This is a genomic window from Sphingobium sp. SJ10-10, assembly GCF_036038995.2.
Lineage (GTDB): Bacteria > Pseudomonadota > Alphaproteobacteria > Sphingomonadales > Sphingomonadaceae > Sphingobium.
Map to the genome: position 1 here is coordinate 3,009,488 of NZ_CP158132.1, position 25,067 is coordinate 3,034,554.

General features: G+C 61.8%; 28 protein-coding genes and 3 pseudogenes. 20 read left to right on the top strand and 11 right to left on the bottom strand.

Features of this window, described 5'->3' with window-relative positions; all coding sequences use genetic code 11:
- The first annotated feature begins 114 nt into the window (after positions 1-114).
- Genes VVT58_RS14635 through virB11 form a run of 5 tightly spaced genes read left to right on the top strand, consistent with a single transcriptional unit; the run spans position 115 to position 4,433 of the window.
- Positions 115-1,179: a type IV secretion system protein gene (locus VVT58_RS14635; RefSeq protein ID WP_351999997.1), complete on the top strand. Its 1,065-nt coding sequence runs from the start codon at positions 115-117 to the stop codon at positions 1,177-1,179.
- Positions 1,176-1,946 (top strand): VirB8/TrbF family protein, encoded by a 771-nt coding sequence (locus VVT58_RS14640; RefSeq protein ID WP_327752210.1) that lies wholly within the window; start codon positions 1,176-1,178, stop codon positions 1,944-1,946. The genes VVT58_RS14635 and VVT58_RS14640 overlap by 4 nt, the downstream gene beginning before the upstream one ends.
- On the top strand, positions 1,943-2,380 hold the full coding sequence (locus tag VVT58_RS14645; RefSeq protein WP_327752211.1) for a TrbG/VirB9 family P-type conjugative transfer protein: 438 nt from the start codon (positions 1,943-1,945) through the stop codon (positions 2,378-2,380). The genes VVT58_RS14640 and VVT58_RS14645 overlap by 4 nt, the downstream gene beginning before the upstream one ends.
- Positions 2,377-3,456, top strand: a complete 1,080-nt coding sequence (locus VVT58_RS14650) for a TrbI/VirB10 family protein (RefSeq protein ID WP_327752212.1) — start codon at positions 2,377-2,379, stop codon at positions 3,454-3,456. The genes VVT58_RS14645 and VVT58_RS14650 overlap by 4 nt, the downstream gene beginning before the upstream one ends.
- A complete protein-coding gene (gene virB11 / locus VVT58_RS14655) occupies positions 3,453-4,433 on the top strand; it encodes a P-type DNA transfer ATPase VirB11 (protein ID WP_327752213.1) in 981 nt (326 codons plus the stop codon). Before VVT58_RS14650 ends, virB11 begins: the two co-directional genes overlap by 4 nt.
- A gap of 643 nt (positions 4,434-5,076) precedes the next feature.
- Here the strand turns inward: virB11 and VVT58_RS14660 are convergent.
- A complete protein-coding gene (locus VVT58_RS14660) occupies positions 5,077-5,307 on the bottom strand; it encodes a hypothetical protein (protein WP_066560386.1) in 231 nt (76 codons plus the stop codon).
- Between the two features lie 260 nt (positions 5,308-5,567).
- Between VVT58_RS14660 and VVT58_RS14665 the strand changes: the two genes are divergently transcribed.
- The 3 genes from VVT58_RS14665 to VVT58_RS14675 all read left to right on the top strand — a co-directional run bounded on the left by VVT58_RS14665 (position 5,568) and on the right by VVT58_RS14675 (position 7,122).
- Complete coding sequence (locus VVT58_RS14665; protein WP_066562012.1) at positions 5,568-6,041, top strand: Hsp20 family protein; 474 nt, start codon at positions 5,568-5,570, stop codon at positions 6,039-6,041.
- A 99-nt stretch (positions 6,042-6,140) separates the two neighbouring features.
- Entirely contained in the window at positions 6,141-6,656 is a 516-nt protein-coding gene (locus VVT58_RS14670; RefSeq protein WP_066560384.1) for an Hsp20/alpha crystallin family protein, read from the top strand.
- Complete coding sequence (locus VVT58_RS14675) at positions 6,640-7,122, top strand: NADH dehydrogenase ubiquinone Fe-S protein 4 (RefSeq protein WP_066560382.1); 483 nt, start codon at positions 6,640-6,642, stop codon at positions 7,120-7,122. Before VVT58_RS14670 ends, VVT58_RS14675 begins: the two co-directional genes overlap by 17 nt.
- 13 nt (positions 7,123-7,135) lie before the next feature.
- Here the strand turns inward: VVT58_RS14675 and VVT58_RS14680 are convergent, their stop codons facing one another.
- From VVT58_RS14680 to VVT58_RS14690, 3 genes are read right to left on the bottom strand one after another with little or no spacing between them, the layout of a single operon-like run.
- Positions 7,136-7,552, bottom strand: a complete 417-nt coding sequence (locus VVT58_RS14680) for a hypothetical protein (RefSeq protein ID WP_066560380.1) — start codon at positions 7,550-7,552, stop codon at positions 7,136-7,138.
- The gene (locus VVT58_RS14685; RefSeq protein WP_066560378.1) at positions 7,549-7,818 is read right to left on the bottom strand and encodes an usg protein; all 270 of its coding nucleotides are present in this window, start codon (positions 7,816-7,818) and stop codon (positions 7,549-7,551) included. Before VVT58_RS14685 ends, VVT58_RS14680 begins: the two co-directional genes overlap by 4 nt.
- Positions 7,815-8,051 (bottom strand): hypothetical protein, encoded by a 237-nt coding sequence (locus VVT58_RS14690; protein ID WP_066560376.1) that lies wholly within the window; start codon positions 8,049-8,051, stop codon positions 7,815-7,817. The genes VVT58_RS14685 and VVT58_RS14690 overlap by 4 nt, the downstream gene beginning before the upstream one ends.
- 272 nt (positions 8,052-8,323) lie before the next feature.
- On the opposite strand from VVT58_RS14690, the gene groES reads away from it, so the two are divergent.
- The 6 genes from groES (at position 8,324) to tnpC (ending at position 13,086) form a co-directional block, all read left to right on the top strand.
- Positions 8,324-8,638, top strand: coding sequence for a co-chaperone GroES (gene groES / locus VVT58_RS14695; RefSeq protein ID WP_066560374.1), 315 nt, complete (start codon positions 8,324-8,326; stop codon positions 8,636-8,638).
- A gap of 55 nt (positions 8,639-8,693) precedes the next feature.
- Complete coding sequence (gene groL / locus VVT58_RS14700; protein WP_066560370.1) at positions 8,694-10,319, top strand: chaperonin GroEL; 1,626 nt, start codon at positions 8,694-8,696, stop codon at positions 10,317-10,319.
- A 56-nt stretch (positions 10,320-10,375) separates the two neighbouring features.
- Positions 10,376-10,561 carry a YdcH family protein gene (locus VVT58_RS14705; protein ID WP_066560368.1) on the top strand — a complete coding sequence of 62 codons (186 nt, stop codon included), beginning with the start codon at positions 10,376-10,378 and terminating at the stop codon, positions 10,559-10,561.
- 414 nt (positions 10,562-10,975) lie between these two features.
- Positions 10,976-11,359 (top strand): IS66-like element accessory protein TnpA, encoded by a 384-nt coding sequence (gene tnpA, locus VVT58_RS14710; protein ID WP_327752215.1) that lies wholly within the window; start codon positions 10,976-10,978, stop codon positions 11,357-11,359.
- Complete coding sequence (gene tnpB, locus VVT58_RS14715; protein ID WP_009823147.1) at positions 11,356-11,703, top strand: IS66 family insertion sequence element accessory protein TnpB; 348 nt, start codon at positions 11,356-11,358, stop codon at positions 11,701-11,703. Before tnpA ends, tnpB begins: the two co-directional genes overlap by 4 nt.
- 60 nt (positions 11,704-11,763) lie before the next feature.
- On the top strand, positions 11,764-13,086 hold the full coding sequence (gene tnpC, locus VVT58_RS14720) for an IS66 family transposase (protein ID WP_351999999.1): 1,323 nt from the start codon (positions 11,764-11,766) through the stop codon (positions 13,084-13,086).
- On the opposite strand, the pseudogene VVT58_RS14725 reads toward tnpC, so the two are convergent.
- From VVT58_RS14725 to VVT58_RS14735, 3 genes and pseudogenes are all read right to left on the bottom strand, one after another.
- A pseudogene (locus tag VVT58_RS14725) lies at positions 13,019-13,858 on the bottom strand (tyrosine-type recombinase/integrase); the annotation flags it as partial. The gene tnpC and the pseudogene VVT58_RS14725 overlap by 68 nt on opposite strands.
- A complete protein-coding gene (locus tag VVT58_RS14730; protein ID WP_066563387.1) occupies positions 13,855-14,826 on the bottom strand; it encodes a tyrosine-type recombinase/integrase in 972 nt (323 codons plus the stop codon). The pseudogene VVT58_RS14725 and the gene VVT58_RS14730, both read right to left, overlap by 4 nt.
- Positions 14,823-16,061: a site-specific integrase gene (locus tag VVT58_RS14735; RefSeq protein ID WP_327754311.1), complete on the bottom strand. Its 1,239-nt coding sequence runs from the start codon at positions 16,059-16,061 to the stop codon at positions 14,823-14,825. The genes VVT58_RS14730 and VVT58_RS14735 overlap by 4 nt, the downstream gene beginning before the upstream one ends.
- A 787-nt stretch (positions 16,062-16,848) precedes the next feature.
- Between VVT58_RS14735 and VVT58_RS14740 the strand changes: the two are divergent.
- A pseudogene (locus VVT58_RS14740) lies at positions 16,849-17,193 on the top strand (transposase); the annotation flags it as partial.
- A 24-nt stretch (positions 17,194-17,217) separates the two neighbouring features.
- Here VVT58_RS14740 and VVT58_RS14745 read toward each other — a convergent pair.
- Positions 17,218-19,287 carry a recombinase family protein gene (locus tag VVT58_RS14745; protein ID WP_327752201.1) on the bottom strand — a complete coding sequence of 690 codons (2,070 nt, stop codon included), beginning with the start codon at positions 19,285-19,287 and terminating at the stop codon, positions 17,218-17,220.
- Positions 19,274-19,456: a hypothetical protein gene (locus tag VVT58_RS14750; protein ID WP_087576147.1), complete on the bottom strand. Its 183-nt coding sequence runs from the start codon at positions 19,454-19,456 to the stop codon at positions 19,274-19,276. Before VVT58_RS14750 ends, VVT58_RS14745 begins: the two co-directional genes overlap by 14 nt.
- 309 nt (positions 19,457-19,765) lie before the next feature.
- Here VVT58_RS14750 and VVT58_RS14755 point away from each other — a divergent pair.
- Positions 19,766-19,996, top strand: a pseudogene (locus VVT58_RS14755) (transposase domain-containing protein); the annotation flags it as partial.
- Positions 19,997-20,169: 173 nt separating this feature from the next.
- Here the strand turns inward: VVT58_RS14755 and VVT58_RS14760 are convergent.
- A complete protein-coding gene (locus tag VVT58_RS14760; RefSeq protein ID WP_237229844.1) occupies positions 20,170-20,625 on the bottom strand; it encodes a carboxymuconolactone decarboxylase family protein in 456 nt (151 codons plus the stop codon).
- Positions 20,626-20,798: 173 nt separating this feature from the next.
- On the opposite strand from VVT58_RS14760, the gene VVT58_RS14765 reads away from it, so the two are divergent.
- From VVT58_RS14765 to VVT58_RS14775, 3 genes are read left to right on the top strand one after another with little or no spacing between them, the layout of a single operon-like run.
- Positions 20,799-21,560, top strand: coding sequence for an SDR family oxidoreductase (locus tag VVT58_RS14765; RefSeq protein WP_066562008.1), 762 nt, complete (start codon positions 20,799-20,801; stop codon positions 21,558-21,560).
- Positions 21,557-21,997: a hypothetical protein gene (locus VVT58_RS14770; protein WP_066560366.1), complete on the top strand. Its 441-nt coding sequence runs from the start codon at positions 21,557-21,559 to the stop codon at positions 21,995-21,997. Before VVT58_RS14765 ends, VVT58_RS14770 begins: the two co-directional genes overlap by 4 nt.
- Complete coding sequence (locus VVT58_RS14775) at positions 21,984-22,883, top strand: sigma-70 family RNA polymerase sigma factor (protein WP_257721800.1); 900 nt, start codon at positions 21,984-21,986, stop codon at positions 22,881-22,883. The genes VVT58_RS14770 and VVT58_RS14775 overlap by 14 nt, the downstream gene beginning before the upstream one ends.
- Before the next feature lie 151 nt (positions 22,884-23,034).
- Here the strand turns inward: VVT58_RS14775 and VVT58_RS14780 are convergent, their stop codons facing one another.
- Positions 23,035-23,586, bottom strand: a complete 552-nt coding sequence (locus VVT58_RS14780; protein ID WP_066560359.1) for a hypothetical protein — start codon at positions 23,584-23,586, stop codon at positions 23,035-23,037.
- 76 nt (positions 23,587-23,662) lie between these two features.
- Here VVT58_RS14780 and VVT58_RS14785 point away from each other — a divergent pair, with 76 nt between their 5' ends.
- On the top strand, positions 23,663-24,763 hold the full coding sequence (locus tag VVT58_RS14785) for a transcriptional regulator (RefSeq protein ID WP_082748701.1): 1,101 nt from the start codon (positions 23,663-23,665) through the stop codon (positions 24,761-24,763).
- The last annotated feature ends 304 nt before the right edge of the window (positions 24,764-25,067 follow it).

A 25,067-nucleotide genomic window follows, 5' to 3' on the forward strand; every position in this document is an offset into this window, starting at 1 on the left:
TCAGGTTCGGGATTCCTCTCGGCAACGCTTGCGCAAATTGACTGCCAGGCAGAAAACCTCGGTAGCTATGGTTATGGTGCTCTGGCTGACCCAGGATCGCCGATTTCAGTTGCGATGGGCGGACTGCTGACGATTTTCGTGGCGGTTCTGGGGATAAGACTGGCTCTGGGTTATTCATTCAAAACAGGCGACGCCATGGGAGCCGTCCTGCGGATAGGCATTGTCCTCACCCTGGCCACAAGTTGGCCAGCCTGGCGCGTAATCGGTTATGATCTTATCATGAATGGCCCTGTCGAAATCGCTCACGCCGTGGCCACCGGTGCGGGCATTCCAACGAGTGACAATGACCTGCGTTATCGCCTTCAGCGCGCCGATGATGGTCTGGTGACGATGACCGCGAACGGCACGGGTCGGCTTCCCGGCAGCGATATGCGCGACGCGTTTCGCGGAATCGCTCTGCAGGACGAGGCAGGCTTTGGATGGGGACGGCTGCTTTTCCTCGTCGGAACGATCGCGCCCTATGCGGTCGTTCGCTTGGGGGCTGGCATTCTTCTGGCCTTGGCCCCTCTATTCGGCGCCTTTCTCCTGTTCAGCGGTTCGTCGGGCTTATTCCAGGGGTGGATCAGGGGATTGGGATTTACAGCACTTGGCTCCCTTGGCATTTCGCTCGTCCAAGGCGTCAGCCTGACTATTTTCGAGCCATGGCTCGCTGATGCGATCGTCCGGCGTGGCACTGGAGAATTCACCCCGGCCGCTGCCACCGAAATGGCGGCGCTGTCGTTGGTATATGCAGGCGTCATGATCGGCGTGGTTACACTTATCGCCCGCGTAGCATTCTTCCCCCATATAGGCCTGCGGTTGGCCGTTCCGGATATCTTTACCCGAGAAACCTTGCTTCGCCCTTTCGACGCGTCTTCACGAACAGACCTAGTTCAAATCGATCGGCCGGATCGCGCCCATGATATCGCTGCATCCGTAGCGAAATCAGTGCGCAGGGAAGAGCAGAAGGTTCTGGCAGAGGGCGGGCACGCACTGACCGGCGCGTTGGCATCGGGTGGCTCCGCTCCTACCCCAATGCCGGTGCCCATTCGGCCAGGTGGAGCAACACTCGGAAGCAGCTATCGGAGGACGTTCAGCCGTTCGACCGCTTCGCACGAACAACGAGACCGCAGGGCATGAACAAGCAGGTAAATGACGAGTTGGCGAACTATTATCGACAGTCTGAAGGCTGGGCGCTCGATCGTGAACGTCGGCAACGGTCCTCCCTTCGGACCGCCTGGACAATCTCCACGATCGCGGTCGTCGTGGCGATCGCGGAAGCCCTTGCCATCGTGGCACTGGCTCCGCTCAAAACGGTCGTGCCTTATACTCTTCTGGTCGATCGGCAGACGGGCTATGTCCAAGCGCTTGAGCCGCTGGCACGTGACACGATCGCGCCGGACAAAGCTCTGACCCGTTCCTTCCTCGCCCAATATGTCATCGCCCGGGAAGGCTTCCAGATCGAGAGCCTCAAGGAGGACTATCGCAAGGCAACATTGTGGTCAGCAGGGGATGCCCGCAAGCGCTATGTTGATGAAATGCAGGCATCCAATCCCGCCAGTCCGCTGGCAACCTTGCCGCGACGCGCGCTTGTGGAAGTGGAAATTCGCAGCATTTCATCGCTGAGTCCCAATACATCCCTCGTCCGTTTTGCAACCTATCGCACCAACCCTGGAGGCCGCAGGCAGGAGGCGCAGCCATGGTCGGCGGTCGTGACGTATCAATTTTCCGGGGCGGCCATGAGCGCGGCGGATCGCCTGCTCAATCCGCTGGGATTCCAGGTTGTGCGCTACCGGCGCGATGCCGAAATCCCACCCACGCTTCCTTCGGAGGGATCAGAAGCCGGGTCAGTGGCTAGCCCATTGCCCCCGCGCGTCGCGCCCGCGCCCATCCGAGCTGCCCAATGAAATTGGCTATTCTCGTTCCCTTTCTGGTCGCAAATGCGGCCTGGCCGCAATCGGAGCCTGTTCTCCCAGCCAACAACCCCGGAGCTTGGGGCAATGCCGATGATCCGGGTGAAATGGCCGATTCAAGACAGCACAATAACCTGGCGGATGGGCAGACGCCGCGTGCTGCTGACCGGGTAGCGTACAAAGTCACGGGCAATCGCGATGTACGGCCCGCCGCCATTCATGACGACGGCGCGCGCACCTATATTCAATGGGAGTCGTCGCAGGCAATGCCTGCCGTCTTTGCCGTGGATCATCAGGGACATGAAGAGATTGTGAATGGATATATGCGTGGCGAGACATTCACCCTGGACCGCATTTATGAAAGGTTGGTTTTCCGGATCGACGATGCGGTTGCGACCGCGAGGCGGATCGGAGCCAAATCGAAATGACGGAAGGGCCATCACCCGACCGGCATGATATCCGGCCGCTGGTCGCTGGCGCGAGTGGAAATCGCGGCGTGTGGATTTTCGCGTCAGCCATTACGGTCGCAGCCGTTATTTTGTTCGCGACGCTCGAGAACCACCGCCAGACCATTACGGCGCCAACTATTGGTCCAATGAACGACCAGTCCGCAGCAGCTATCGCATCATCGCCCGATCTGTTCATTCCGCCAGCCACCATAAGAGCGTCGTCTGAACGGCCAGGAATGGAACAACTCGGCTCGACCACCGTGTCGCAAGCGGAAGCTGAGCCGACAAATGCGACGGAGGCACCCTCGCATCAACCACGCTCCAGACCAGCGGCAACGCCGCGTTACCAGCAGAATGTGGGTCCGCAGGTCGTGTCCTATCCGCCAACACCCTATGTTCCCCCACTATCACCGCAGACCAATTATGCCGCCGGTGCCCCGCGACCTATCATAGCTGATCGCGGCCCGGAGACGGGGAATCAGGCCGATCGGGTCAGGGCGTCGTCATTCGTCAATCCCTCGATGACAGTGCCCAAGGGGACGCTCATCACCGCTGTCCTCGAAACGGCGTTGGATTCAACGCGCTCCGGTTATGCGCGCGCGATCATCTCGCGCGATGTCTTTGGTTTTGATGGCAGCCGGGTATTGATTCCCAAAGGCAGTCGATTGATCGGGGAATATAAGGCCGACTTGGCACCTGGTCAGAAGCGGGCATTGATTCAATGGCAGCGGCTGATGCGACCCGATGGAGCCGTAATCAGTCTCGATTCCCCCGCTGCCGATCCGCTGGGCCGGGCGGGTGTGGAAGGCAAGGTCAATTCCCACTTCTTCGAACGTTTCGGTGGAGCAATCCTACAATCGGTGCTCAGCGTCGGGTCTCAGGTCGCGGCGAACAAGATCAGCGATGGGGCGGTCATCTATGCCATTCCCGTCCCTGGTCAGGCTGTGCCCATTGCATCGCCCGATAAGGTCCAGCCAACCCTCAAGGTGCGACAAGGGAAAAGCATCTCCGTGTTCGTCGCGAAGGATCTCGATTTTTCGACGGTCGAGCGATGAGCAATTCGGCCACCAATATCTATCTTGAAAGTTGCCTTGCACCGCTCGGGGCGTATTTGGGGCGGAGAGATGTTACCGATATCTACATCAATCAGCCTGGTGAAATCTGGCTGGAGACGTTGGGCGGGAGTATCGATCGAATAACGATACCCGAACTTCAGGCCGAAGTCCTAGGTCGGCTAGCCAGGCAGATCGCCGCTATCACGGGCCAGGGCATCAATCGTGAACATCCCTTGTTGGCGGCAAGTCTGCCTACCGGTGAGCGTATCCAGATTGTCCTTCCTCCAGCGACAAGGGGCGACATCGCCTTCGCCATTCGTAAGCATGTTGCGTCAGATCTTTCGCTGAAAGACTACCAAATTGGCAGCCCGGTGGAGGCGGAGTTATTGGCCGTAGACAATGGCTGCGCCACCGATGCCATGTTCGTGATTCCGGAAGAAGGCGATGCCAGTTTTCTTGGCGATGCCGTGCGGGAACGTCGCAACATTCTTATTTCCGGAGGCACCTCGTCGGGGAAAACGACGTTCCTCAATGTCCTGCTAAGCGAAATTCCCGCCCATGAGCGCCTGATACTGATCGAGGATGCGCCGGAATTGAACCCCCGCAATGAGAATTCGGTCGGGTTGCTCGCTCCGCGAGGGGTGATGGGCGAGGCTGCGATCACTGCGGAGGACCTTCTTATTGCCGCATTGCGCATGAGACCGGACCGAATAATCCTCGGTGAGATCAGGGGGAGCGAAGCCTCGACCTTCCTCCGTGCTATCAACACCGGCCATCCGGGGTCGTTGAGCACCATTCATGCGGATTCTCCGGCCCGAGCGATTGACCAACTCGCCTTGCTTGTCTTGCAGACCGGTATGAGAATGAGCTGGAGCGACGTGGTCACCTATGTCCGTCGCTCGATCGACATCATCGTTCAGTTGAGGCGAGGTGGAGATCGGCGGCGAATCGAGTCAATCTACTATGTCGAGGATTAACCGGCCTCCACAGAACGCATTTGTGTCTCTGCGGGTCCATGGTGTACGCTTTTCCCACCCCTTTGAATGTCTATGGGGCCAGAGCCTCCGGGATCAATTACATAGCGGATTGTCGATTGCGATGAAGCGATACCTTCGGGCAGCACCCTGATCGTGATGGGTCTTGTGATGGCACGGCAAGTGTGAAGTGGATTTATTTGTATATTTATCAAATACTTATGAATAATTCACGATTCCCGTAGGGGTCACCAGTCAAGCGATTTATCGCATTGATTTTGGCTGATAATCTGGAAATATACAAATCAGTTACCACGGGCGTTCCCACATTTTCCCTGGGTTCTGATGGTATGACTTGGAATATAACGAGACGAACTCCGTCCCTACTCCGGTCAGCTTTACTTCCAAACTGCATGACGGGGCCGGTTGTTGCCTCATCGTTGGGGTGACGAAATCTGGGACGAAGCCGCCATTCGCCATCCTGGCTTTGAATGGCGGGTTTCCGATGGCGCAGACGTTCGCGCCGCTCCTACAGTCAGCAGCACCCTCATCGCGGGTGATTGGCGGATCGTCCTTGCATCTGTCTCTGAAGTTCCAGCATCGTTCCCAGACCACCCGATATGACGTGGCCGCAAGGCGCAGCCAGCTAAGTGGCGCCTGCTTCGGCGGCAATAAGCATCCCATACCATTGTCCGGTAACGGTGCGGATCATTAACATCGGCCTATCGTCTGCCTCGGGCTGAAGCCGATAGCGGTCGTGATCTGCATTATTCTCGAGCCAATGCCGCGCCCAGGTCAGCGCTGCAAATTCGCTATCGAGGTCGCCGTTCTCTACCGCGATACTGCCGTTGTCCTCGCGCACTAACTTCCATTCCATAGCCTTGAACCTCCTTTCTCGGGCTGAATCGCCGGGTAAATTTGCGAAGTGAGATCAGGTTCCTACCCACTTACTGACGCCTCGGTAGCGCAGTGTCCGCTCCCTGCTCATTTTTTTGGCCGAGACATCTTGAAAGCCGCGCGACTAAAATTAGCTCAATGATACCGGACGCCAAACCGGGTCCGGTTGGACATCGAGAGCGCCGGCTCATCGATACCGGCGCATCTCATGCCCAAATTGCTCAAATGGAGGATTTGGAGATGAGACCGAACTTTGATTTTACGCCCTATCGCCGATCTACGGTCGGTTTCGATCGCCTGTTCAACCTGCTCGAAGCGGGTGCGCGCGAGGACGATGGCTATCCGCCGTTCGACATCCAGAAGATCGACGACGACAATTTTCGTGTCACCGTCGCGGTCGCCGGCTTCAAGCCCGAGGATATCGAGATCGTCGCGCATCAGAACCTGCTCTCGGTGGCCGGCAAGCGTGCCGATGACGCCGACAAGGGCGAATACCTGCATCGCGGCATCGCGGCCCGGGCCTTCGAGCGGCGCTTCCAGCTCGCCGATTTCATCGAGGTCGGCAACGCGAACTTCGAGCACGGCCTCCTGTCGATCGAACTGACGCGCGTCGTGCCGGAGGCGATGAAGCCGCGTCGGATCGAGATCGGCGGCAATGCATCCGACAGCAAGCGACTGGACGAGGTGAAGGAAAAGGCGAGCGAGCCTGCCTGAACCGCGTCCACCGGCCTGCCGGCGCCGCCTCCCGACCCCCCCCGCACGCGGCGTCCGGCAGGTTCAGCCCTTAGTCCAGCCAGAAAAGGAGATGTCATCATGGCTATTCGTGATCTCATTCCCTGGAGCCGGCAGGAAAACCGGTTGCCCGTTCCGGTGAGCGCCGAACGGGAAAGGGACCCCCATCCACTGCAGTCGCTCCACCGCGACGTGAACCGTCTCTTCGACGATGTCTTTCGCAACTTTGGCATGCCCGCCTTTGCCGGTTTTGACCGCATGTCGGGATGGCCGCACCTCGAGCTCGGCGAGACCGACAAGGAAATTCGCGTGACGGCGGAACTGCCGGGCCTCGACGAGAAGGACGTGGAGATCTTCGTCGAGGACGGCGCCTTGACCCTGCGCGGCGAAAAAAAGTCCGAAGTCGAGGACAAGGATCGCGGCTACTCGGAGCGCAGCTATGGCCGCTTCGAGCGCCGCATCGGCCTGCCCAAGGGCATCGAACACGACAGGGTCGCTGCCACTTTCAAGAACGGCGTGCTGACGGTGACTCTGCCGCGGTCGGAGGCGGCGGAACAAAGCGCCCGCCGAATTCCCGTCAATGGCGGCGCCCGTTGACGGCCGGGCCCGGACTTTCGAGTCCGGGCCTTCGGCTAACGACAATGTAGCGGTCGCCGTCGCGGGTGCGACCCCGTTTCCGCGCGGCGCGAAGGCCATCATCGAGCCGCTGGCCCCTGCGACAAACGGCGGCCGACGCCGCCAAAGTGCATGGCGGGTCAGGTTCGCCCAGCGCTGGGGCCAAGTTGCCGATCCGCTGATGGGTTGGACCGGCGGGGGCGATCCGCTCTCGACGATCGAGCTGCGCTTTCCCGACCGCGCGGCGGCCGAGCGATATTGTCAGAGGCAGGGTCTCATCTTCGAATGCCGGACGGCGCCATCGCTAGGGCAAATCCGACCGGCTATAATCGATGCCTTGGGCCCTGCGCTTTGCTGCTGGCCCACGGGTCCGCATGCTCTGTGCTGCGGCAAGTTCCCATGCGCTAGCACGGCCGCCAATGAGGAGGATGATCGCAGGTCTGCATAACCTGGGGCGCGCTTCAGGTAGGCGAGGATTGCACGCCAGAGCTTGCAGTGTGTGATGGACGCTCGTGTCGATGCCATGCCTGGTCGAGGGCGGTGAGCACGCGGTCGATCACCGCCGCGTTGCTCGCCGCCTTGGGCAGTTCGCGCACCGCGAATTGCTGCAAGCGGACAAGGTCCTTCTTCGGCAAGCGCAGCTCGATCTGTTTGGTGGCCAGCATGTTCGGCTCGATGCCCTCGGCGGCACGGCCACAAGCCAGCATGTGATCCAGCAGTCGCTTTCGTTGAGCAAAGGTCCAGCCCAGCGCTCGCAGTTCGCACGGCGAGATCGACACGAGCGCGATCGCGAACTCCATGATGTCGCTGAAGGGCAGGCGCACCGGCACGTCGTCCGGCTTCGGCTTGCGCCACCGCTTGAGAGACAAGCGCTTCACTGGATATCGATCACGCCATCGACCGCGCGCCACTCGGTAGGGCGGATCATCCCGTCATGCGAAATGCGCACCGAGTGGAGTGCGGCCTCGATCTCGCGCCGCCAATGCTCGAGAAACGCGAACAGCACCGGAAAGTCGGGCGCGAGATCGTACTCCTGCCAAACGAATAGCTGCAGCAGCGAGGGCGCATCCGGGCGGTAGTAATGAATTTCTGCCGTCGTAAGCCGATGACCCTCGAACTGCCTGATGAAATCCCGTCGGCTCATGGCGAAGCGCGGGGACCTTCCGCGGACCTGTCGATCGCATGCATGGCGGCAAGGATGTCATCAATCGGCACTGCCCGCCTGGCGCCGGGGGGCTTGCGCAGGTCGGGATGGTCGCGCACGGCGGAACGGTCGGACGCCCAGGATGCCAGAATTGCGCGCTTCACTTCCGGCTCCAGGCTCGGGTTGTGCGCAACGTCGAAGGGATGAAGATAACGGGAAAATGGCTGCGACATGGCTGTGCCTCCTTCCTTTGTGTCGCTCCTTTCTCATCTGCGGGCGCAGCGGCCCGCGCCGCAAATTTTGGAACGCAGGCGAGTCGCGTCAAGAGGGAAAGTCGCACTGGAACAACTTGATAAGCTGGCGTTTGGCACTCAGCGCCTCCGAGTGCCAAAAATTTTAGCTCGCCATCTTGACGCGAAAAATGACCTTTCCTAATTCCGCGTCACCTGTCGTTCGAAGGATCGGCAGGCCTATCACATCTCAGTTTTGCATCTGGAGGTTATGCATGCATTTCCGCCCCTTGCACGACCGTGTGGTCGTCCGCCGCATCGAAGCCGAGGAGAAGACCTCGGGCGGCATCATCATCCCCGACACCGCCAAGGAAAAGCCGCAGGAAGGCGAAGTGGTCGCCGTCGGCGCGGGACTGCGCGACGACAGCGGCAAGCTCGTTGAACTCGCCGTCAAAGCGGGCGACCGCGTGCTTTTCGGCAAATGGTCGGGGACCGAGGTCAAGATCGAGGGCGAGGATCTGCTCATCATGAAGGAGAGCGACATCCTCGGCGTGATCGAGGCTGCGGCCCAACTCAAGCAGGCCGCCTGACAGCGACCTGCATCCTCTGACACTTGGAAGGATATCGAAGAAAGGAGACGAGGCAATGGCTGCCAAGGAAGTGAAGTTTGCGTCCGACGCGCGTGATCGCATGCTGCGCGGCGTGGATACGCTGGCCAACGCAGTGAAGGTGACCCTGGGCCCCAAAGGCCGCAATGTGGTCATCGAGAAATCGTTCGGCGCGCCGCGCATCACCAAGGATGGCGTCACCGTCGCCAAGGAAATCGAGCTCAAGGACAAGTTCGAAAACATGGGCGCGCAGATGCTGCGCGAAGTGGCCTCGAAGCAGAACGACAAGGCCGGCGACGGCACCACGACCGCGACCGTGCTCGCCCAGGCGATCGTGCGCGAGGGCTCGAAGGCGGTCTCTGCCGGCATGAACCCGATGGACCTGAAGCGCGGCATCGACCTCGCCGTCGGCGCCGTGGTCAAGGACCTTGAAGCCCATGCGCGCAAGGTCAGCGCCAACAGCGAGATCGCGCAGGTCGCGACCATCTCGGCGAACGGCGACGAGGAGGTCGGCCGGATCCTTGCCGACGCGATGGAGAAGGTCGGCAACGAGGGCGTGATCACGGTCGAAGAGGCCAAGAGCCTCGCAACCGAGCTCGAGACGGTCGAGGGCATGCAGTTCGACCGCGGCTATCTCTCGCCTTACTTCGTCACGAACACGGAGAAGCTCAAGGTCGAACTCGACGATCCCTACATCCTCATCCACGAGAAGAAGCTCTCGAACCTGCAGGCGATGATCCCGCTGCTCGAGCAGGTCGTCCAGTCGGGCCGACCGCTGCTTATCATCGCCGAGGACGTCGAAGGCGAGGCGCTGGCGACGCTCGTCGTCAACAAGCTGCGCGGCGGCCTCAAGGTTGCGGCGGTCAAGGCGCCGGGCTTCGGCGATCGCCGCAAGGCGATGCTCGAGGACATCGCGATCCTCACCGCCGGCAATGTCGTGAGCGAGGAACTCGGCACCAAGCTCGAGAGCGTCACAATCGGCATGCTCGGCCGCGCCAAGAAGGTCATCATCGACAAAGACAACACCACCGTCGTCGATGGCGCTGGCGCGCGTTCGGACATCGATGCCCGCGTTGCGCAGATCAGGGCGCAGATCGAGACCACGACGAGCGATTACGACCGCGAGAAGCTGCAGGAGCGCGTGGCCAAGCTCGCGGGCGGTGTAGCGGTGATCCGCGTCGGCGGCGCGACCGAGGTCGAGGTCAAGGAGAAGAAGGACCGCGTCGACGACGCGCTCCACGCCACCCGCGCCGCGGTCGAGGAAGGTATCCTGCCCGGCGGCGGCATTCCGCTGCTGCGCGCTCTCAAGGCGCTCGACGGCCTCAAGGCCGCGAACGACGACCAGCAGTCGGGCATCGATATCGTGCGCCGGGCACTGCGCGCGCCGGCACGGCAGATTGCCGACAACGCCGGCGAGGACGGCGCCTTCATTGTCGGCAAGCTCCTGGAGAGCGAGGACTACAACTGGGGCTTCAACGCCGCCACCGGCCAGTATGAGGACCTGGTCGGCTCCGGCGTGATCGATCCCGCCAAGGTGGTCCGCACTGCGCTCCAGGATGCCGCTTCGGTGGCCTCGCTCCTGATCACGACCGAGGCGCTCGTCGCCGAAGCGCCCAAGGACGACAAGGGCGCCAAGGCCGCGATGCCCGAGATGGAGTACTGATACACGTAGGGCCCGGCTGGGGCCGGGCCCCATCATCGAACATGAGGAACTCGACGATGAACGACCACTATCTGCGCTACCTCGAGCGCGAACATGCGCGTCTCGATGCCGAAATTCGCGAAGAGGAGAAGCGTCTCCCTCCGCGCCATTTCCTGATCGGCCAGCTCAAGAAGCTGAAGCTGGCAGTCAAGGACCAGATGGCGGCCTGCTCGGGTCACGAGGAAGAGCGCGAAGCGGCTTGAGCGAATGTTCGGTGCGGACGATCCGCGCAGGTGCCCGCAACTTTACGGCTACGAGCTGTTGCCGGAAACCCGATGGCGCCCATCTGCGTTGCATTGTCGTCCGCCCCGTTCGGGGAAGCTCGCGAGGATGGACAGGGGAGCCCCGAGCCAGCCGGGGCTCCTTTCTCTGTTAGTAATAGGGCAGCCAAGGAACTTGGCAATGCACTGGCGCGTGACGAAACGGCTGCCTGCGGCTAGCGAGCATGGCCGGAACACATCATCGTCCAGGTGGAGAAGGGTAAGCGGGGTCTGACGGCCGCCTTGCGCGCGGGCCATTCGCCGGGATGATTGCCGCTCTTTGAGCGGGGGTGGCCGGTGTCGGACGAGATTGAGGATTCAGCGAGCAGTGCAGCGACTACTCATACGAGTGGTCGTATGAGTAGTCGGATAGAGGTCGTTAGCCGGGTGTCGGGCCGGCGGCGCTGGACAGTGGAGCAGAAGCTGGCCGTGCTGCGGGATGCATTCGGCCCGGAGGGCTGCGTGCGCGCGGCCTGTGAACGCCATGATGTCGGCAGCGGCTCGATCTACACATGGCGGCGCCAGGCGATGTCCGGCGAACTGACCGGGGTGCGCAAGCCGATCGAGCCTGTTTTTGCGGAAGTGCAGATCAGCGAGCAGCCAGCCTTACCCGCCCCAGCGGTCGCGGCGCGCAGCGGCGGCGTGATTGGCATCGAGCTGCCGTCGGGCATCAGGGTAAGCGTGGATGCCACGGTCGATGCCGATGCTCTTTCGCGGGTGATCGGCATCCTGACGCGATGATCCCGCTGCCGCCATCGACGCGGATATTCCTGGCCTGCGGCGCGACAGACATGCGCAAGGGTTTTGACGGCCTTGCCGTGATGACGCAGCAGGTTCTGGAGCAAAGCCCGCATTCCGGCGCGCTGTTCGCCTTTCGGGGCAAGCGGGGCGATCTGGTCAAGCTGCTCTGGTATGATGGCCAGGGCATGTGCCTGTTTTCCAAGCGGATGGACCGGGGCCGGTTCGTGTGGCCATCGACCAAGGCCGGGTCGGTGGTGATGACCGCGGCCCAGCTTTCCATGCTGTTGGAAGGCATCGACTGGCGACGGCCGGAGCGCACTTTCACCCCATCACTCGCGGGGTAAAACGCCCATTTTTCGGCGCTTTTTCTGGCATTACGGCCGCTGTTCCGCTATAGGATCGCGGTGTCGGACGCAGGCCTTTCCACAGCTGACAAAGACGCTCGGATCGCCGAGCTCGAAGCTGCTTTGGCGGCCGCCCACGCCGATATTTCGGCTCGCGACATCCTGATCGACACGTTGCGCGTGCAGATCGCGCGCCTCAAGCGGATGCAGTTCGGCAAGTCGTCCGAGAAGCTCGACACCCAGATCGCCCAGCTTGAACTGGCGCTCGAAGAACTCGAAGGCGAGGCCATCGTCGCTGCCGCGCGTCGAGCCGATCCGACACAGGCCGATCGACCGTCGCCTGTTCGGGCGCTGCCCGCCCATCTGCCACGCGAAGAGCAGCGGATCGAACCCGAGCAGGGCAACTGCACCTGTCCCGGCTGCGGTGGGGCATTACGGCCGCTGGGACAGGATAGCGACGAGATGCTCGATGCCGTGCCGGTGCAGTGGCGTGTCATTCGGACCATCCGGCCCAAGTATAGCTGCCGGTCCTGCGAGAAGATCGTGCAGGCGCCCGCACCGGTAAAGGCGATAGCGCGCGGCAAGGCGACCTTCGGCACGCTGGCCCACGTCGTCGTCTCCAAGTTCGACCATCATCTGCCGCTTTACCGCCAGGCCGAGATCATGGCTGCGCAGGGGGTCGAGATCGACCGCTCGACGCTGGCGGGCTGGGTCGGGCAAGCATCCGTGCTGCTCGACCCGATCGTCAGTCGCATTCGCGAGGTCGGCCTGACCGCCTCGAAGATCCATACCGACGATACGCCGGTTCCCATGCTTGATCCGGGACGCGGCAAGACGGCGACCGGCAGGCTCTGGGCTTACGCCGTCGACGATCGCGGCTCCGGTGCCACGACCCCGTCGCTGGTCTGGTATGAGTTCACCACCGATCGCACCGGCGCGCATCCCCAGCGGCAGTTGGCCAACTTCACGGGCTATCTCCAGGCCGACGGCTATGCCGGCTACGACAAGCTCTACGACACGAACCGCGTCACCGAGGTTGCTTGCTGGGCGCATTATCCAGAGCATGGTTTTATCTGGGGCGACGCGATTCTGACGTCCGGGATCGGCGGGAAAGGTCAGTGTGGATCTCGTGATAAAATCATAGGGACCGCAGGTACGAAAGCAGATCCGGCTTTGGCTTCCAAGGCGTGGCCTTTGCGGGTTCGATACCGGCGTGCTTCCAAAAGTTCTGTAGCGCATCGCGCTTCATCTTCAGGTTCGTCGAGATATACCGGTTCGTGGTCGCGATGCTGGAATGACCGAGATAATCGCGGATCACGGTCACGTCGGTGCCCGACTGCAGGAGCGCGACGGCGCAGCTGTGGCGGAAAACGTGAGGAGTGATGCGGTCACGCGCCAGCCTGGGTCGATCCTGGACGACTGGCGAGGCATGCTTGGTAAGGATGTACGCGACTCCATCGCGGGTCAGCGGTTGGCCGTGGCGGTTCATGAAAACATGCTGCTGGCCCGCAGCGCCCGACAGGTTTTGCAGGCGCCGCAACGCGTCGGCCGTCTCGCGCCATAACGGAACGAGCCGCTCCTTGCGGCCCTTCCCACGCAATCGGGCCTGGTGCGGTGGCGTCAGTTGAAGGTCCTGCCACAGCAGGCCGGTTGCTTCGCTCACTCTGGCGCCGCAATTATAGAGGAAAAGCAGCAGCGTGTAATCGCGCCAGCCACTGCGGGTCCGCCGATCGGGATGGGCGATGATGGCCCGCACGTCGGTTGCTTCGAGGTAGGTTGCGGGCTTCTGCCTCGCCCGCTTCGACGGCAGCGCCAACACCTGCGTGTAACGGAGCGCATTGTCGAGATCGTTGCGCAAGAGGTGCTTGAAGAAGCTGCGAAGCGCGGCACGGCGGCAGTTGCGCGTCGCGGTGGAGTTGGATCTTCCGCCCTCGAGATGATCGAGGAACCCAGCGACGGTGTCGGCGTCGAGATCCTCCAGCACAAGCGCGGCGACCTCGCGGCCGCGCCGCTGGGCAACGAACTGAAACAGCAGCTTGAGCGTGTCGCGATAGGCGCGCGTCGTATGTGGGCTCGCGCCGCGCTGACGCGGCAGATAGTTGGAGAAGAACGACTCCACCAAAGCGAACAGCATCTGAGGTCCTGCCTTACTCATCGTGGCTGCCTGGCGTGTCGCATATGTTGTTCGAAGCGCGTGCTCGCGAGTTCCAGGAGTTGCGGCGTCGCCTTCAGATAGACCTCGGTGCCAATGACGTTCTGGTGCCCGAGATAGGCCGAAAGCCAGGGGAGCTTGGCGTGAATGTCAGCACCTTCCTCCGCCCATGCTGTCAGGCGGTGAACCGCGAACGCATGCCGAAACTCATATGGGCGCGCTCCGACGCGCCCCTGCGCAGGCTTAATATCGAGGCGGCGCAGGAGCTTGCGAATAGCGTCGGACGCCGCGTGGGTATGGAGTGGCGCGCCGTTGAGGCGAACGAACAGAGCTTCGCAATCCCCTTGACCACGATCGTGAAGCACCCGGCATCGATCATCGACATAGAGGCCAAGCTCTGCGACAAGATCGTCGCGCATGGGGACGATACGCGTACGCCGCTTGCTGTTGCGTATGAGCAAGGTCCCACGGTCGAGATCGACATCATCCATGGTCAGACGCACCGCCTCGCCGAGCCTGAGGCCGGTGCAGTAAAGCACGAGAATCAGCCTTCGCAGCATAGATGCCCATATGAAGCGGCCTTGGTGCGCTGACGCGGCGGCGAGAATGCAGCGGATCTCGTCGCGGCTGAAAATGTAAGGAAAGAACGTCGACTCCTTCACCGGCGCAAAGGCGTGCTCGGGCACATAGCTGGTGGGATCGCGACGACGGCGATGCAGGCAAAGTTGACGAATGACCCCGAACTCGTTGCCGAGCGTGACGGCCTTGCGGTCGGGCAAACGCCCACACCAGCGGCTAATCGCTTCGGCCAGCGAAATATCGACATCGTCGCCCCACTGGTCTTCGACGAAGCGAAGGAAGCGTTCGATCTCAAACTCGCCGCGTCGATAGGGATGGCCCATGGCGCGCTTGAACGCCAGGAAGCTCGCGGCGTCGTTCCTTAACTCTTCCAGGACGATGACGGTGGTCATGTCGGCACCGGCAATGCGATCTCGCGCAGGGACGCGGTGGCGATCCGCACATAGGCCGAGACCGACTCTGGATCCCGGTGACCAAGGAGATCCGATATCACTTGGGGCCGCGCACCCAGGTCTATCTGGCGCGCCGCGTGAGAATGTCGCAATACATGGCTGCCCAGAAATGGTGCATCGATCCCCGCGATCTTCGCATGCTTCATCACGATGTGGCGTATCGCGCTCGAAGCCGCGAATGGCTCCAGCGGCATCTTCATCTGCACGAAAAGATGGCGGGTGGGTGTATCAGCGGGCCGGCCGTGGCGTAGATACTCTGCCAGCGCCTTGGCGACGGGTGGCAACAGCGGCAGCGTGAATGCAACGCCCGTCTTTGGGCGAAGGACTGACAGTGTGCTATTATCCCAGTCGATATCCCGAAACTGCAAGCGGATGATCTCGCCGGCGCCAAAGCCATAGGTGCTCATCATCAGCAGGATCGCGTAGTCGCGAAGGCCCTGCGGACTTGATCTGTCCACGGCCATCAGGAGCCGCTTCACATTGTCCCAGGAAAGGGCGCGTCTCGGTCGCTCGTGCCGTCGTTGCACGGGCGCGATCACGGCCTCGCTGATATCGACCGGACTCTGTCCACTCCAGTGCAGGAAACGGGAAAAGCAGCGTACCGTGCAAGCAAGATCGCTCACATGCGATCGGGAATATCGCGCGGCGCGGCCAACCAGAAATGCATCGACATCGGTTATCTGCATCGAGTGCCAGTCCTTGCCGGCCTGAATCAAGTAATCCTGAAGCTTACCGATGTGGCCCAGCTTTTTGTGAACCGTCACCTCTGGATTACCGCGATGCTGGGTCAGATAGGCGGCATACTGCGCGAGCAACGGCGGCAGCAAAGCCTTCCCTGGACGAGGCGGTCGCCAGTCAGGTGGGGCAAGCCCCAAGCAATGATAGACACGGCTGAGCGACAGCAGGGCGCTGCTGGAAAGTCTGAGAGAAAGCGGGTCTAGCCCCCGTCGCTCCGCATACCAGTCTTTGAAGCGGCCAACGCGTTCAAGGGTCAACTCTTCTCGCTCGACCAGGCCGTGCAAGGCGCAATAGGTACGAAACTGCTGGATGCGGATCAGATAAACAATCGTTGTTCCTGCCCCAAGGCGCCGCTCGGCGCTCCAGATGCGGCGGATATCGTCGGGGGTGGGCGCGGCAGGGTCGGCTGCGGCGATATGATCGACATGTACGGGCATGGCTTTACCTCGATCGGCAAAGCGTAGCTGACGCTGAAAACGTGATCACGCCCCGCATCGTGTTGGCAAGAGCCATCGGCATCGCCGACACTGCCTATCCTCTGGATGGGTCGGAGTCCCAAGGGGGCCGGAATACAGTGCAACAGCTCCGGGGAAAGGGCTAGGCGGAGCGTCGCAAGGGCCGGAACGTCGCTCACCGGCAAGCCCGGCCTCGCCAGCCGGGGCGCCATCAATTTGACGGCGGCAACGGATCTGCGCACCGCGACAACGCGGCGGCGAAGCCAGCGCACCGCGCCTGGAAGGGAAATATCCGGGCCGCGCGCTGCGTCTGCGGCGGCTTCCATGCTTCGTTCCGACGCGGCTATCCCAACGATGCGATCGATCGCGGCAAGCGAACCGGGCAGGCGAGCGGCGAGAAAATCCGGGAGCAGGCTGAATGTTATGTGCCCCTGTGGGCAGTAGCAGCGAGCGATCCGTACACCCGGACTGGTCAGGCGCGCATAGCTACCGTGCCGCCGAAATGCACAGCCGCCGCTCGGATGGAGCGGGCAGCGCAACAGTCGCGCGCGCCGCCACTCCTGCGTGGCGACATAGTCCTCGATCGTCGACCTGGTACGCAATGGTATCTGCAACGTCGCCCCCCGCGCGGCGGCCCCCGACTGCGAGGTCGCTGCTTTTATCTGGAGCCCAGTGCGCCGAAATCTCCGGCAAGCCCGGATTATATCCCAAAACGCCCCAGATAAAACCATGCTCTGGATAATGCGCCTTATGTCGAGATCGACATAAGAGCCATTTCCGGCGAAAGATATTCGACATCCACGCCACCAAGCCGACGCCGCTCACCACCGGTCTGCTGGAACGCATCGGCCAGCTCTATGAGATCGAGGCAGAGGTTCGCGGCCAGCAACCCGGGATCCGACGACGAAGCCGGCAGGACCGCACCCAGCCATTGATCGACGAGCTGCGCCAGGCACTCGACGATGCCCTGCGCCGTCTCTCGCCCAAGTCCGAGATGGCCAAGGCGATCGCCTATGGCCGCAAGCGCTGGGTCGCGCTCACGCGCTTCCTCGACGATGGGCGCCTGGAAATCGACAACAACATCGCGGAGCGCGCCATGCGCTGCGTGGCGATGCCTGATTCATTGTGCTGCTCCTCTTCAAATGGCGGAAAACAGGGATTTTTGGTTTTCGTCTTGAGTGCGACACGGGCCTTTTCGCGAGATCGCGGCTTGGATTTCGGGCTTTTCGAGGTCCGCGGCGCGGATTTGATGCGGCGCACCGGGCATAACCTGTTCGGTCGGGAGCAAGCCAGCTTCGACGATACGGCGGATTTTGTGGTTTGTGACGCCGAACTTGGCTGCCGCCTCCGACATGGTGAGCCATTCACCACCCGTGGTTCCGGCGGAACGATAGCCTTCAATCTTATGGACACGGCGCAGCGAGCTGACGCGATGCCCAGTCCATGTCTTGCCCTGACCCGTTCGCATGCCCATACGGTTGAGGGTGGCGGCGACATCGGCATCGGACCAGCGCGTCGCCATCGATCGAATGATTGCCATCGCTTCTTCGGGCGTGCTCTTGGTATGTTCCCCGGTCTTGGGTTTGCGGATGCGAACTTGGGAATGCTGCCCGCCTTGCCAGTGAATGGTAAGCTCGATTTCCTGCCCATCGTTTTCGACGGTGGCGACGATATCCTTCACCAGCGCGCGCAACAGCCTTTGCCGGAACCGCATATCGACATCGGGGGCATTCCACGCCGCTTTGAGATCGTGAGCCAAGCCGGCGAAATTCGGCAGGGCGGCGTCATCGCGCACTTGTCGTTCGTTAAGCCGCACCTCGCAGGCCTCGACACGGCGCAGGGTCGCTTCCCAGCTCTTCTCCAGCTGAGCGGCGATCAACCGGTTATCGGGATCGCAGGCGGCATAGCGTCGCTCAGCAAGCGAGGCTTCATAGCGGGCTTGCTGCAAATCCAGCTCGACCAGCTGTCGCCTCTGCGCTTCGCCTTCAAGATGCATACGCTCTGCCTCCAATGCCGCGTCGATCGCCAAGGGCTCCACGGCGCGCAGCAGTTCCTCCATAACTGCCACATCCGTTCGAGCGCCATTGGTGGTCATGCATCGGGGCCGGGCCAGCATGAGGTTCGAGCGGTCGCAGCGGTAGATATGATAGCCGATGCGGCGGCCGACATAAACGACGCACAGGCGGCGGCCACAATGACCACAAGTGAGCATGCCTGCGAGGAAAGCCTTGCCACCGCGGCCGGACTTTATGCCGCCGGCCTTGCCGTAGGCGTTGGTCGCCAGGACCCTTTGGTTCCGCTCAAACTCATCCCAGCTGACATAGCTGTCATGATGCTCCCTGAGCATGATGCCCCAATCGTCGTACGACTTGCGATGCCCATAGCTCTTGCGCACTCGGCCATCGACGATCTGGGTGCGCTTCTCGGTTTTGCCATAGGCATAGGCACCGGCGTAGAACGGGTTCTTGAGCACGCTAATTACATTGCGATAACGGATCGGAACCCAATCGAAGGAGACCATCATCTTGCCGTCCGACGGGCGCGGGAAATGCATACCTTCGGCGGTCAGCGCGATGAGCACTTGGCGAGCGCTGCCTATCTCGCGGAACCGCGCGAATATGTGCCTGATGGCCTCCTGAACTCGAATGTCGGGGTCAAAACTCAGGCCATAGTCGCGATGCCAGATGTAGCCGATCGGAACGCTGATGCGCAGTTCGCCGCGCTGAGCCTTTTGCCGTGCAGCTTCGTACATACGGGCACGGATGACAGAAAGCTCGAACTCGCTGATACTGCCCTTCATGCCGAGCAGCAGCCGGTCGTTCGGCTTGGCCGGATCGTAGACCCCATCGATGTCGATGACACGAGCATCGACCTGGCCGCAAAGCTCGAGAAGCCGGTGCCAGTCGGGTCCGTTGCGGGAAAGGCGAGAGGCCTCAAGGCACAATACGGCGCCGACGCGACCCGTGCACAGATCCTCCACCAGACGCTCGAAGCCGGGGCGATCCACTGCACCGCTCGCGCTGCGTCCAAGATCCTCGTCGATCACCTCGACATCACGAAATCCCCAGCGGCGCGCAACATCGACGAGTTCATACTGGCGACGTTGACTCTCCAGGTTCCCGTTGACCTGCTGGGGCGTCGACTGCCTGACGTAAACAACTGCCTTGCGCCTCAGCAAGGCCATCGGAAGGAGGTTACCGCCCGTCATTGGTCGTCTCCTCGTCCGAGACGCCTGCGGCCGCCATCAACAACTTGGCTAGGCTTGCCACCACGACGACGCGCTGGGCTCTCGTCAGACCGTCCAGGCTTCTGGTGTCGAGCGGCATGATCAACTGGCGCAGCGCCGGCAGCCGCGTTGGTGGGGGCAAGGTCTTCATCGTTTACCTCCTGAGCGTTCAAACCGCTCAGCAGGGCATTACGAAGGTCCGCGTCGATCAAGAGGCTATGGAGATCGGTCAACGCATCTACGGCAACCTGAGGGCTACCCAAGCTGAACGCATCGCACACCTCGCGATCCAACATCCAAGCCGGAACTACGATGACTTCGCCGGGGCTCACCACAATGTGGGCGACTCTGCCGTTTGCCCGCTCCTCGGTATACTCGCACCGAACCGTGCGCTCGAAATAGGGATGCCACCGATACCAGACGACAACGTCGTGCCCGACATGGGCAGAATGTCTGCGAGATGGCCTTGGGCCGTAAAAACTGGCTGTTTGCCGGGTCAAAGGCCGGCGGTGATCGCGCCGCTGCCGTCTATTCCGTCATCGAGAGCGCCAAACTTAATGGCCTCGAACCGCAGTCCTATATCGCCGACGTCATCGCCAAGATCGCTGGCGAATGGCCTGCTGCCCGCTGGGATGAACTCATGCCCTGGAACTGGCGGTCAGATCAGCAACCGATCGCCGCAGCCGCCTGATCTGCGGCCTCCAGCCCACGCTTACGAGAAGGCGCGTTTTTGCCAAACGGCTCCGCGCTGAGCGATTGGCTGGTTCTGACGGAAGCTGCCGTGCATAGCCCGATCGGCGAACGACGCATTTTTGTCGCGTGCCGCCGAAGGGGAAAGCAAAGGTTGCTCCCCCTTTCGTGAGCCTATGGCTTCGCGGCGACGGGAAGGCGAAATGGCGCGCCAAGACGATTGAACGCGTTCATCGCCGCAATAACTAGTGTGAGATCGACCAAATCCTTTTCAGCAAAGGCGGCGGCAGCAGCCGCATATGCTTTGTCCGAGGCATGGGTCGTGCTGATGTTGGTCACTTCCTCGGCCCAGGCCAGCGCCGCTCGATACTGGTCGGAAAACAGGTGCGGCACCTCAGCCCAGACAGGGACCAGCGCGACCTTGTCGATCGCCATGGTCTTGAGCAGGTCACGAGTGTGCATATCGATGCAATGGGCGCACCCGTTGATTTGCGACACCCGTAGGAACACCAGATGGATCAGCTCTTCGGGAAGATCCGTAGTCTTGGTCACATAATGATGGACTCCGAACAGGGCCTTGGCGCCTTCGGGGGCGATTTCCGACCAGTTCAAACGCTTCATATCGGTCATGCTTGCTTTCCTCGTCACCCGCGCCGGGCATCGGCGCTCGCTGACGTGACGAGGTAGGCCGGCGCATTGTGACATCATGGCGCCGATATTTTTTCGTTCCCGCTGTCGTCCCATGTCACACCGGTGGTGGCCATCTCGTCATGCAGGCAGACACTTGCATCGGAGACATGGACATGAAGATCGTTATCATCGGCGGCACCGGTCTGATTGGTAGGCCCCTCGTCGGACTGCTGCGGGCCGAGGGCCATGAGGTCGTCACCGCTTCACCGAGCACCGGCATCGATGCGCTGACTGGCTTCGGCCTGGCACAAGCGCTGACGGATGCCGCCGTCGTGGTCGATGTCAGCAATGCCCCCTCGTTCGAGGACGAGGCCGCTCTCGCTTTCTTCCGCGGCACAACGACCAACTTGTTGGAAGCAGCGCGCGACGCAGGCGTGCGCCACGTCGTCGCACTTTCGGTGGTGGGGACCGATCGCCTTCAGGCATCGGGTTATTTTCGCGCCAAGCTGGCGCAAGAGCAACTGATCGCCGGCGGTGGCGTACCCTACACAATCGTGCGCGCCACGCAGTTCTTTGAGTTCCTGTCCACCATCGCAGACGGCTATACGCGGGGCGACACCGTGTACCTGCCAGCGATCGCGCTCCAGCCGGTCGCCGCATCCGATGTCTCGGCGCTGCTTGCCCAGATAGCTACAGCTGCCCCGGCCGGTGGCATCATCGAAGTGGCAGGACCGGAGCGCGCACCGCTGGCCGAGTTTACGGCTAGCTGGCTCGGCACTCGCGACGATCCGCGCCGGATCAGCGCTACCGCCGAACGCGACTATTTCGGCGCGCCTGCCGACGACCGGACGCTGGTCCCGGGCGAAAATCCACGGATTGCTCCCACGCGCTTCGATGAGTGGCTCGCCGCTCAGTCGCAGGAGAGTGCAGCATGAGCCGGAAACTTCCGCTCGCACTGGCCACAGTGCTCGGTCTCGCGTCCGCTGCGAACGGGCTCTTTATGGTGATCTCACCAGCAAACTGGTACTTTGCGGTGCCCGGCGTCACCACCACCGGCCCGTTCAACCAGCATTTCATCCGTGACATCGGTTTGATTTTCCTGCTCGTAGCGATCGCGATTCTCATTGGCGTCGCGCGACCGGCGTCTCGCGTTCCCCTTTGGTCCGCGGCCGCCCTCTGGCTTGCCGGCCACGCGTTGTTCCATCTCTGGGAGGTAGCGGTCGGCATATGTGGGACAGGTGCGCTGTCCCAGGATTTTCCTGCTGTGACCTTACCGGCTATACTGACGACCGCTCTTGCCCTCTGGGCCTGGCGCGATGACGCGCGCAGTAGCCAAGCATTGTCGATGGGGGACACTCGTGCGGCACGGTGATGAACGTCTCGCCGATTTCGAAGCTGAGCGGCCGAGGCTGTTGCGTCTCGGCTATCGGATGCTTGGCTCTCTCAGCGAGGCGGAAGATATCCTGCAGGAAGCGTGGCTGCGTTGGGCGGCAACGGCGCAGAGCGTTGACACGCCGGCAGCCTATCTGACCCGTATTGTCACCCGCTTATGCCTCGATCAGCTCAAGTCCGCCCGGGTGCGCCGGGAGACCTATGTCGGTGCCTGGCTGCCTGAACCCTTGATGGGTACTACTGAGGAAGAGGATACGATCGCCGACGACGTGACGCTCACACTGATGCTTGCAATGGAGCGCCTGTCCCCTCTGGAGCGTGCCGCCTTCCTGCTTCACGACGTGTTCGACATGACGCTCCCTGATGTCGCGACGACATTGGGACGCGAGCCCGCCGCTGTCCGGCAGCTTGCCTCACGCGCACGCAGGCACGTACAGCATGCGCGACCGCGTTTCACCGTGGAGGCAACCGAGGCCGATCGGATCGCGCGCGCCTTCTTCGACGCCGCCCGCGACGGTGATGCTGCCGCACTGTCTGCGATGCTGGCGCGCGATGTCGAGATACATTCCGATGGCGGCGGTAAGGTGATCGCCTTCCGCAATGTGGTGCGCGGGATCGAGCGAGCGCTTCGCCTGTTCGCCGGGCTGCGTCGGAAGTACACGTCAGTACCGACGCTACTGCGCACCGCGACGATCAACGGTCTGCCCGGCTATATCAGTATCGATCGTGGCGACGTGCTCCAGACCACCGCGCTCGACGTGCGCGATGGGCGCATCGCGGCGATCTATATAGTTCGTAATCCCGACAAGCTCCGTCATCTGGTGGCAGCATTCGGCACGGACGGTCATCCACAGCACGGCCGCTGAAGGTCGTGAATTGGTCGGCGGCCGCCGTTGCCCACTCAGGGCCGCGAATGGCGAATATCTCGGGTTCATTTCCAAGTAGCCCCCATTCGGGGAACGACCCCTTACTGGTCGACCTTGGTCAGAGGAAGCGGCCACTGCGGCACGCTTTGGCCTAACTGGTCTGATTGGGAACAGCACGGTTAAAACACCATGCTGCCGTCAGCCACGACAGTGCAAAGATAGTGAGAAAGCCCCATTCGACCGCGTGACCGGGCATCATCCTGAGCGCGGCGATACCCACGGCATATTGACCAATCGCCAGCAACACCGCGATCCATCGCATCGCTCCCGGCCGGAACCGGACGACCATCGCGGAAAGAATCGCCGCTGCAACCATGAGGAAGAAGAAGATATTGACAGAGTCCTCATCGCCGATGATGCCGACCGCAGCGTTCGACCAGAGGGTGAAAAAGGCGGTGAAGCCGGCGATCAGGTAGCCAATGCGCGGCGCACCGGGCCGGGCAAACCGCGCTGCCAGCTCAACCACAATTCCGACAAAGCCCAACGAGATCGCGGCGAACGCGAAATCGACGGCGGTCCAGTTCACCTCGCCGGTCATCTGCATCGCCAGTGCAGGCAGCATCAGCAGGGCCAGAAGGCTGCCCCAGCCGGCGATCCGCCATCCATTCAGAAGCGGCGATCGGGGCGAAGATAGGTCGTTCATAGTCGGGCCTCCCGGTGTTTTTCCCGCTGCGGCCATGGTCGGGCCGCGTGTGAAAGGCATGAGCGATTCATGAGCAATGGCTGAAATCACGCTCAACTCTTGCCTCAACCGGGAGATGACACCAGACCAGTCGGCCATGGAGAAACCGGCCCGCATCCTGCGCTTTGACGCGTTCCAGCTCGATTGCGACAACCGGCAGTTGCGCAAGGATGGCCTACCGATCGCGCTTGGCAGCCGGTATTTTGACGCACTAGCCCTGCTCGTCTCGCGGGGCGGGGAGCTTGTAACCAAGGACGTGTTCATGGAACAGGTCTGGCACGGCATTCCGGTTACGGACGAGGCGCTGACGCAATGCATCCGAACGTTGCGCCGCGCGCTGGGCGATGATGCCGCCAATCCGCGCTTCATCGAGACCGTGCCCAAACACGGCTATCGCTTCGTCGCCGAACAATCCCACCAGCTGCCGAAGTCGCCGCGTCTACAAGGATCGCATGTCGCCGGCGCCTGCACGCTGGCGGGTCTTACGTCAGGTGCGGTGGCCGGCCTGATCTACGGCCTGATTGCAGCGACGGGCGGCGGCGCGCAGGTGCTTATCCTGGCGGCGATGATCGGCGCGCTCGGCCTGCTGGCCGGTGCGGGTCTCGGCGCCGGAATGGCTACGGCTCTGACGTGGCGCGGCCGTGCTGATGGATGGATGGTGGCAGGAACCGCGATCGGCGGCCTAGCCGTTGGCGCGCTGGGCAACCTGCTCGGAAGGGAAAGCGTAGGTTTGCTATCGGGAGTGTCCATAGCGAATGTCACCGGGCCCATCGAAGGGGTGGTGCTGGGCACGGCCGCAGGCGTTGTCGCCTGGGCGGCATTAGTAGGATCTCACTGGCGGATCGTAACCGCCGTTTGCCTGATCGCAGGTGCTGGCGCAGCTACCCTCATTTTCTTCTCCGGCGGGACATTGCTGGTCGGCTCTCTTCAAGCCCTTGCGCAGGGCCTTTCCGGAACGCAGCTGAACCTTACAAATATCGGCATGGTGATCGGCGAGGCCGGACTTACGAGGACAGCGATTGGGCTCACGGTCGGCGGGGAAAGCCAAATCTTCATTCTGTCAATCGGCGTAAGCCTCTTGGTTGCGCGCGATCGAACAATGAAGCCCGGTAAAGAAACGCAGGCCGACACGTACTGATGTGACAGCCGCCATTCGCTTCCCACCCATCACCAGCCATGACCACGGTCGTTACGCATTCTCGAAAACGAAATGACGGCTCCTGGCGCGACCAGACGTTCACCCGGGCGGCTGGGAGTGACCGATTCTGGTCGGAACCTGCTGCACAGGCTGTCGACAATCATATCCATTCTCGTGCGTGGCTAGTCTGCCTATCCCCAACTAGACCGCCGCTGCGTTATGGCTGTACGAAAAGCCTGCACCATCGCCTTGATGCAGGATAGTCCGGTTGGATTCTTCTGCCATTACCTTGTCGCGTAGCAAA

Bases quoted from the DNA above. Each gene is read 5' to 3' on its own strand.
- groL (WP_066560370.1), top strand. From the start codon at position 8,694: ATGGCTGCCAAGGAAGTGAAGTTTGCGTCCGACGCGCGTGATCGCATG.
- VVT58_RS14760 (WP_237229844.1), bottom strand. From the start codon at position 20,625: ATGACCGATATGAAGCGTTTGAACTGGTCGGAAATCGCCCCCGAAGGC.
- VVT58_RS14705 (WP_066560368.1), top strand. From the start codon at position 10,376: ATGAACGACCACTATCTGCGCTACCTCGAGCGCGAACATGCGCGTCTC.
- VVT58_RS14675 (WP_066560382.1), top strand. From the start codon at position 6,640: ATGGCGGCGCCCGTTGACGGCCGGGCCCGGACTTTCGAGTCCGGGCCT.
- groES (WP_066560374.1), top strand. From the start codon at position 8,324: ATGCATTTCCGCCCCTTGCACGACCGTGTGGTCGTCCGCCGCATCGAA.
- VVT58_RS14635 (WP_351999997.1), top strand. From the start codon at position 115: ATGGGCGGACTGCTGACGATTTTCGTGGCGGTTCTGGGGATAAGACTG.
- VVT58_RS14770 (WP_066560366.1), top strand. From the start codon at position 21,557: ATGAGCCGGAAACTTCCGCTCGCACTGGCCACAGTGCTCGGTCTCGCG.
- VVT58_RS14660 (WP_066560386.1), bottom strand. From the start codon at position 5,307: ATGGAATGGAAGTTAGTGCGCGAGGACAACGGCAGTATCGCGGTAGAG.
- VVT58_RS14650 (WP_327752212.1), top strand. From the start codon at position 2,377: ATGACGGAAGGGCCATCACCCGACCGGCATGATATCCGGCCGCTGGTC.
- tnpB (WP_009823147.1), top strand. From the start codon at position 11,356: ATGATCCCGCTGCCGCCATCGACGCGGATATTCCTGGCCTGCGGCGCG.
- VVT58_RS14745 (WP_327752201.1), bottom strand. From the start codon at position 19,287: ATGACGGGCGGTAACCTCCTTCCGATGGCCTTGCTGAGGCGCAAGGCA.
- VVT58_RS14735 (WP_327754311.1), bottom strand. From the start codon at position 16,061: ATGCCCGTACATGTCGATCATATCGCCGCAGCCGACCCTGCCGCGCCC.
- VVT58_RS14750 (WP_087576147.1), bottom strand. From the start codon at position 19,456: ATGAAGACCTTGCCCCCACCAACGCGGCTGCCGGCGCTGCGCCAGTTG.
- VVT58_RS14640 (WP_327752210.1), top strand. From the start codon at position 1,176: ATGAACAAGCAGGTAAATGACGAGTTGGCGAACTATTATCGACAGTCT.
- VVT58_RS14690 (WP_066560376.1), bottom strand. From the start codon at position 8,051: ATGTCGCAGCCATTTTCCCGTTATCTTCATCCCTTCGACGTTGCGCAC.
- VVT58_RS14785 (WP_082748701.1), top strand. From the start codon at position 23,663: ATGGCTGAAATCACGCTCAACTCTTGCCTCAACCGGGAGATGACACCA.
- VVT58_RS14645 (WP_327752211.1), top strand. From the start codon at position 1,943: ATGAAATTGGCTATTCTCGTTCCCTTTCTGGTCGCAAATGCGGCCTGG.
- VVT58_RS14665 (WP_066562012.1), top strand. From the start codon at position 5,568: ATGAGACCGAACTTTGATTTTACGCCCTATCGCCGATCTACGGTCGGT.
- VVT58_RS14730 (WP_066563387.1), bottom strand. From the start codon at position 14,826: ATGACCACCGTCATCGTCCTGGAAGAGTTAAGGAACGACGCCGCGAGC.
- VVT58_RS14670 (WP_066560384.1), top strand. From the start codon at position 6,141: ATGGCTATTCGTGATCTCATTCCCTGGAGCCGGCAGGAAAACCGGTTG.
- tnpA (WP_327752215.1), top strand. From the start codon at position 10,976: ATGAGTAGTCGGATAGAGGTCGTTAGCCGGGTGTCGGGCCGGCGGCGC.
- VVT58_RS14765 (WP_066562008.1), top strand. From the start codon at position 20,799: ATGAAGATCGTTATCATCGGCGGCACCGGTCTGATTGGTAGGCCCCTC.
- VVT58_RS14685 (WP_066560378.1), bottom strand. From the start codon at position 7,818: ATGAGCCGACGGGATTTCATCAGGCAGTTCGAGGGTCATCGGCTTACG.
- virB11 (WP_327752213.1), top strand. From the start codon at position 3,453: ATGAGCAATTCGGCCACCAATATCTATCTTGAAAGTTGCCTTGCACCG.
- VVT58_RS14780 (WP_066560359.1), bottom strand. From the start codon at position 23,586: ATGAACGACCTATCTTCGCCCCGATCGCCGCTTCTGAATGGATGGCGG.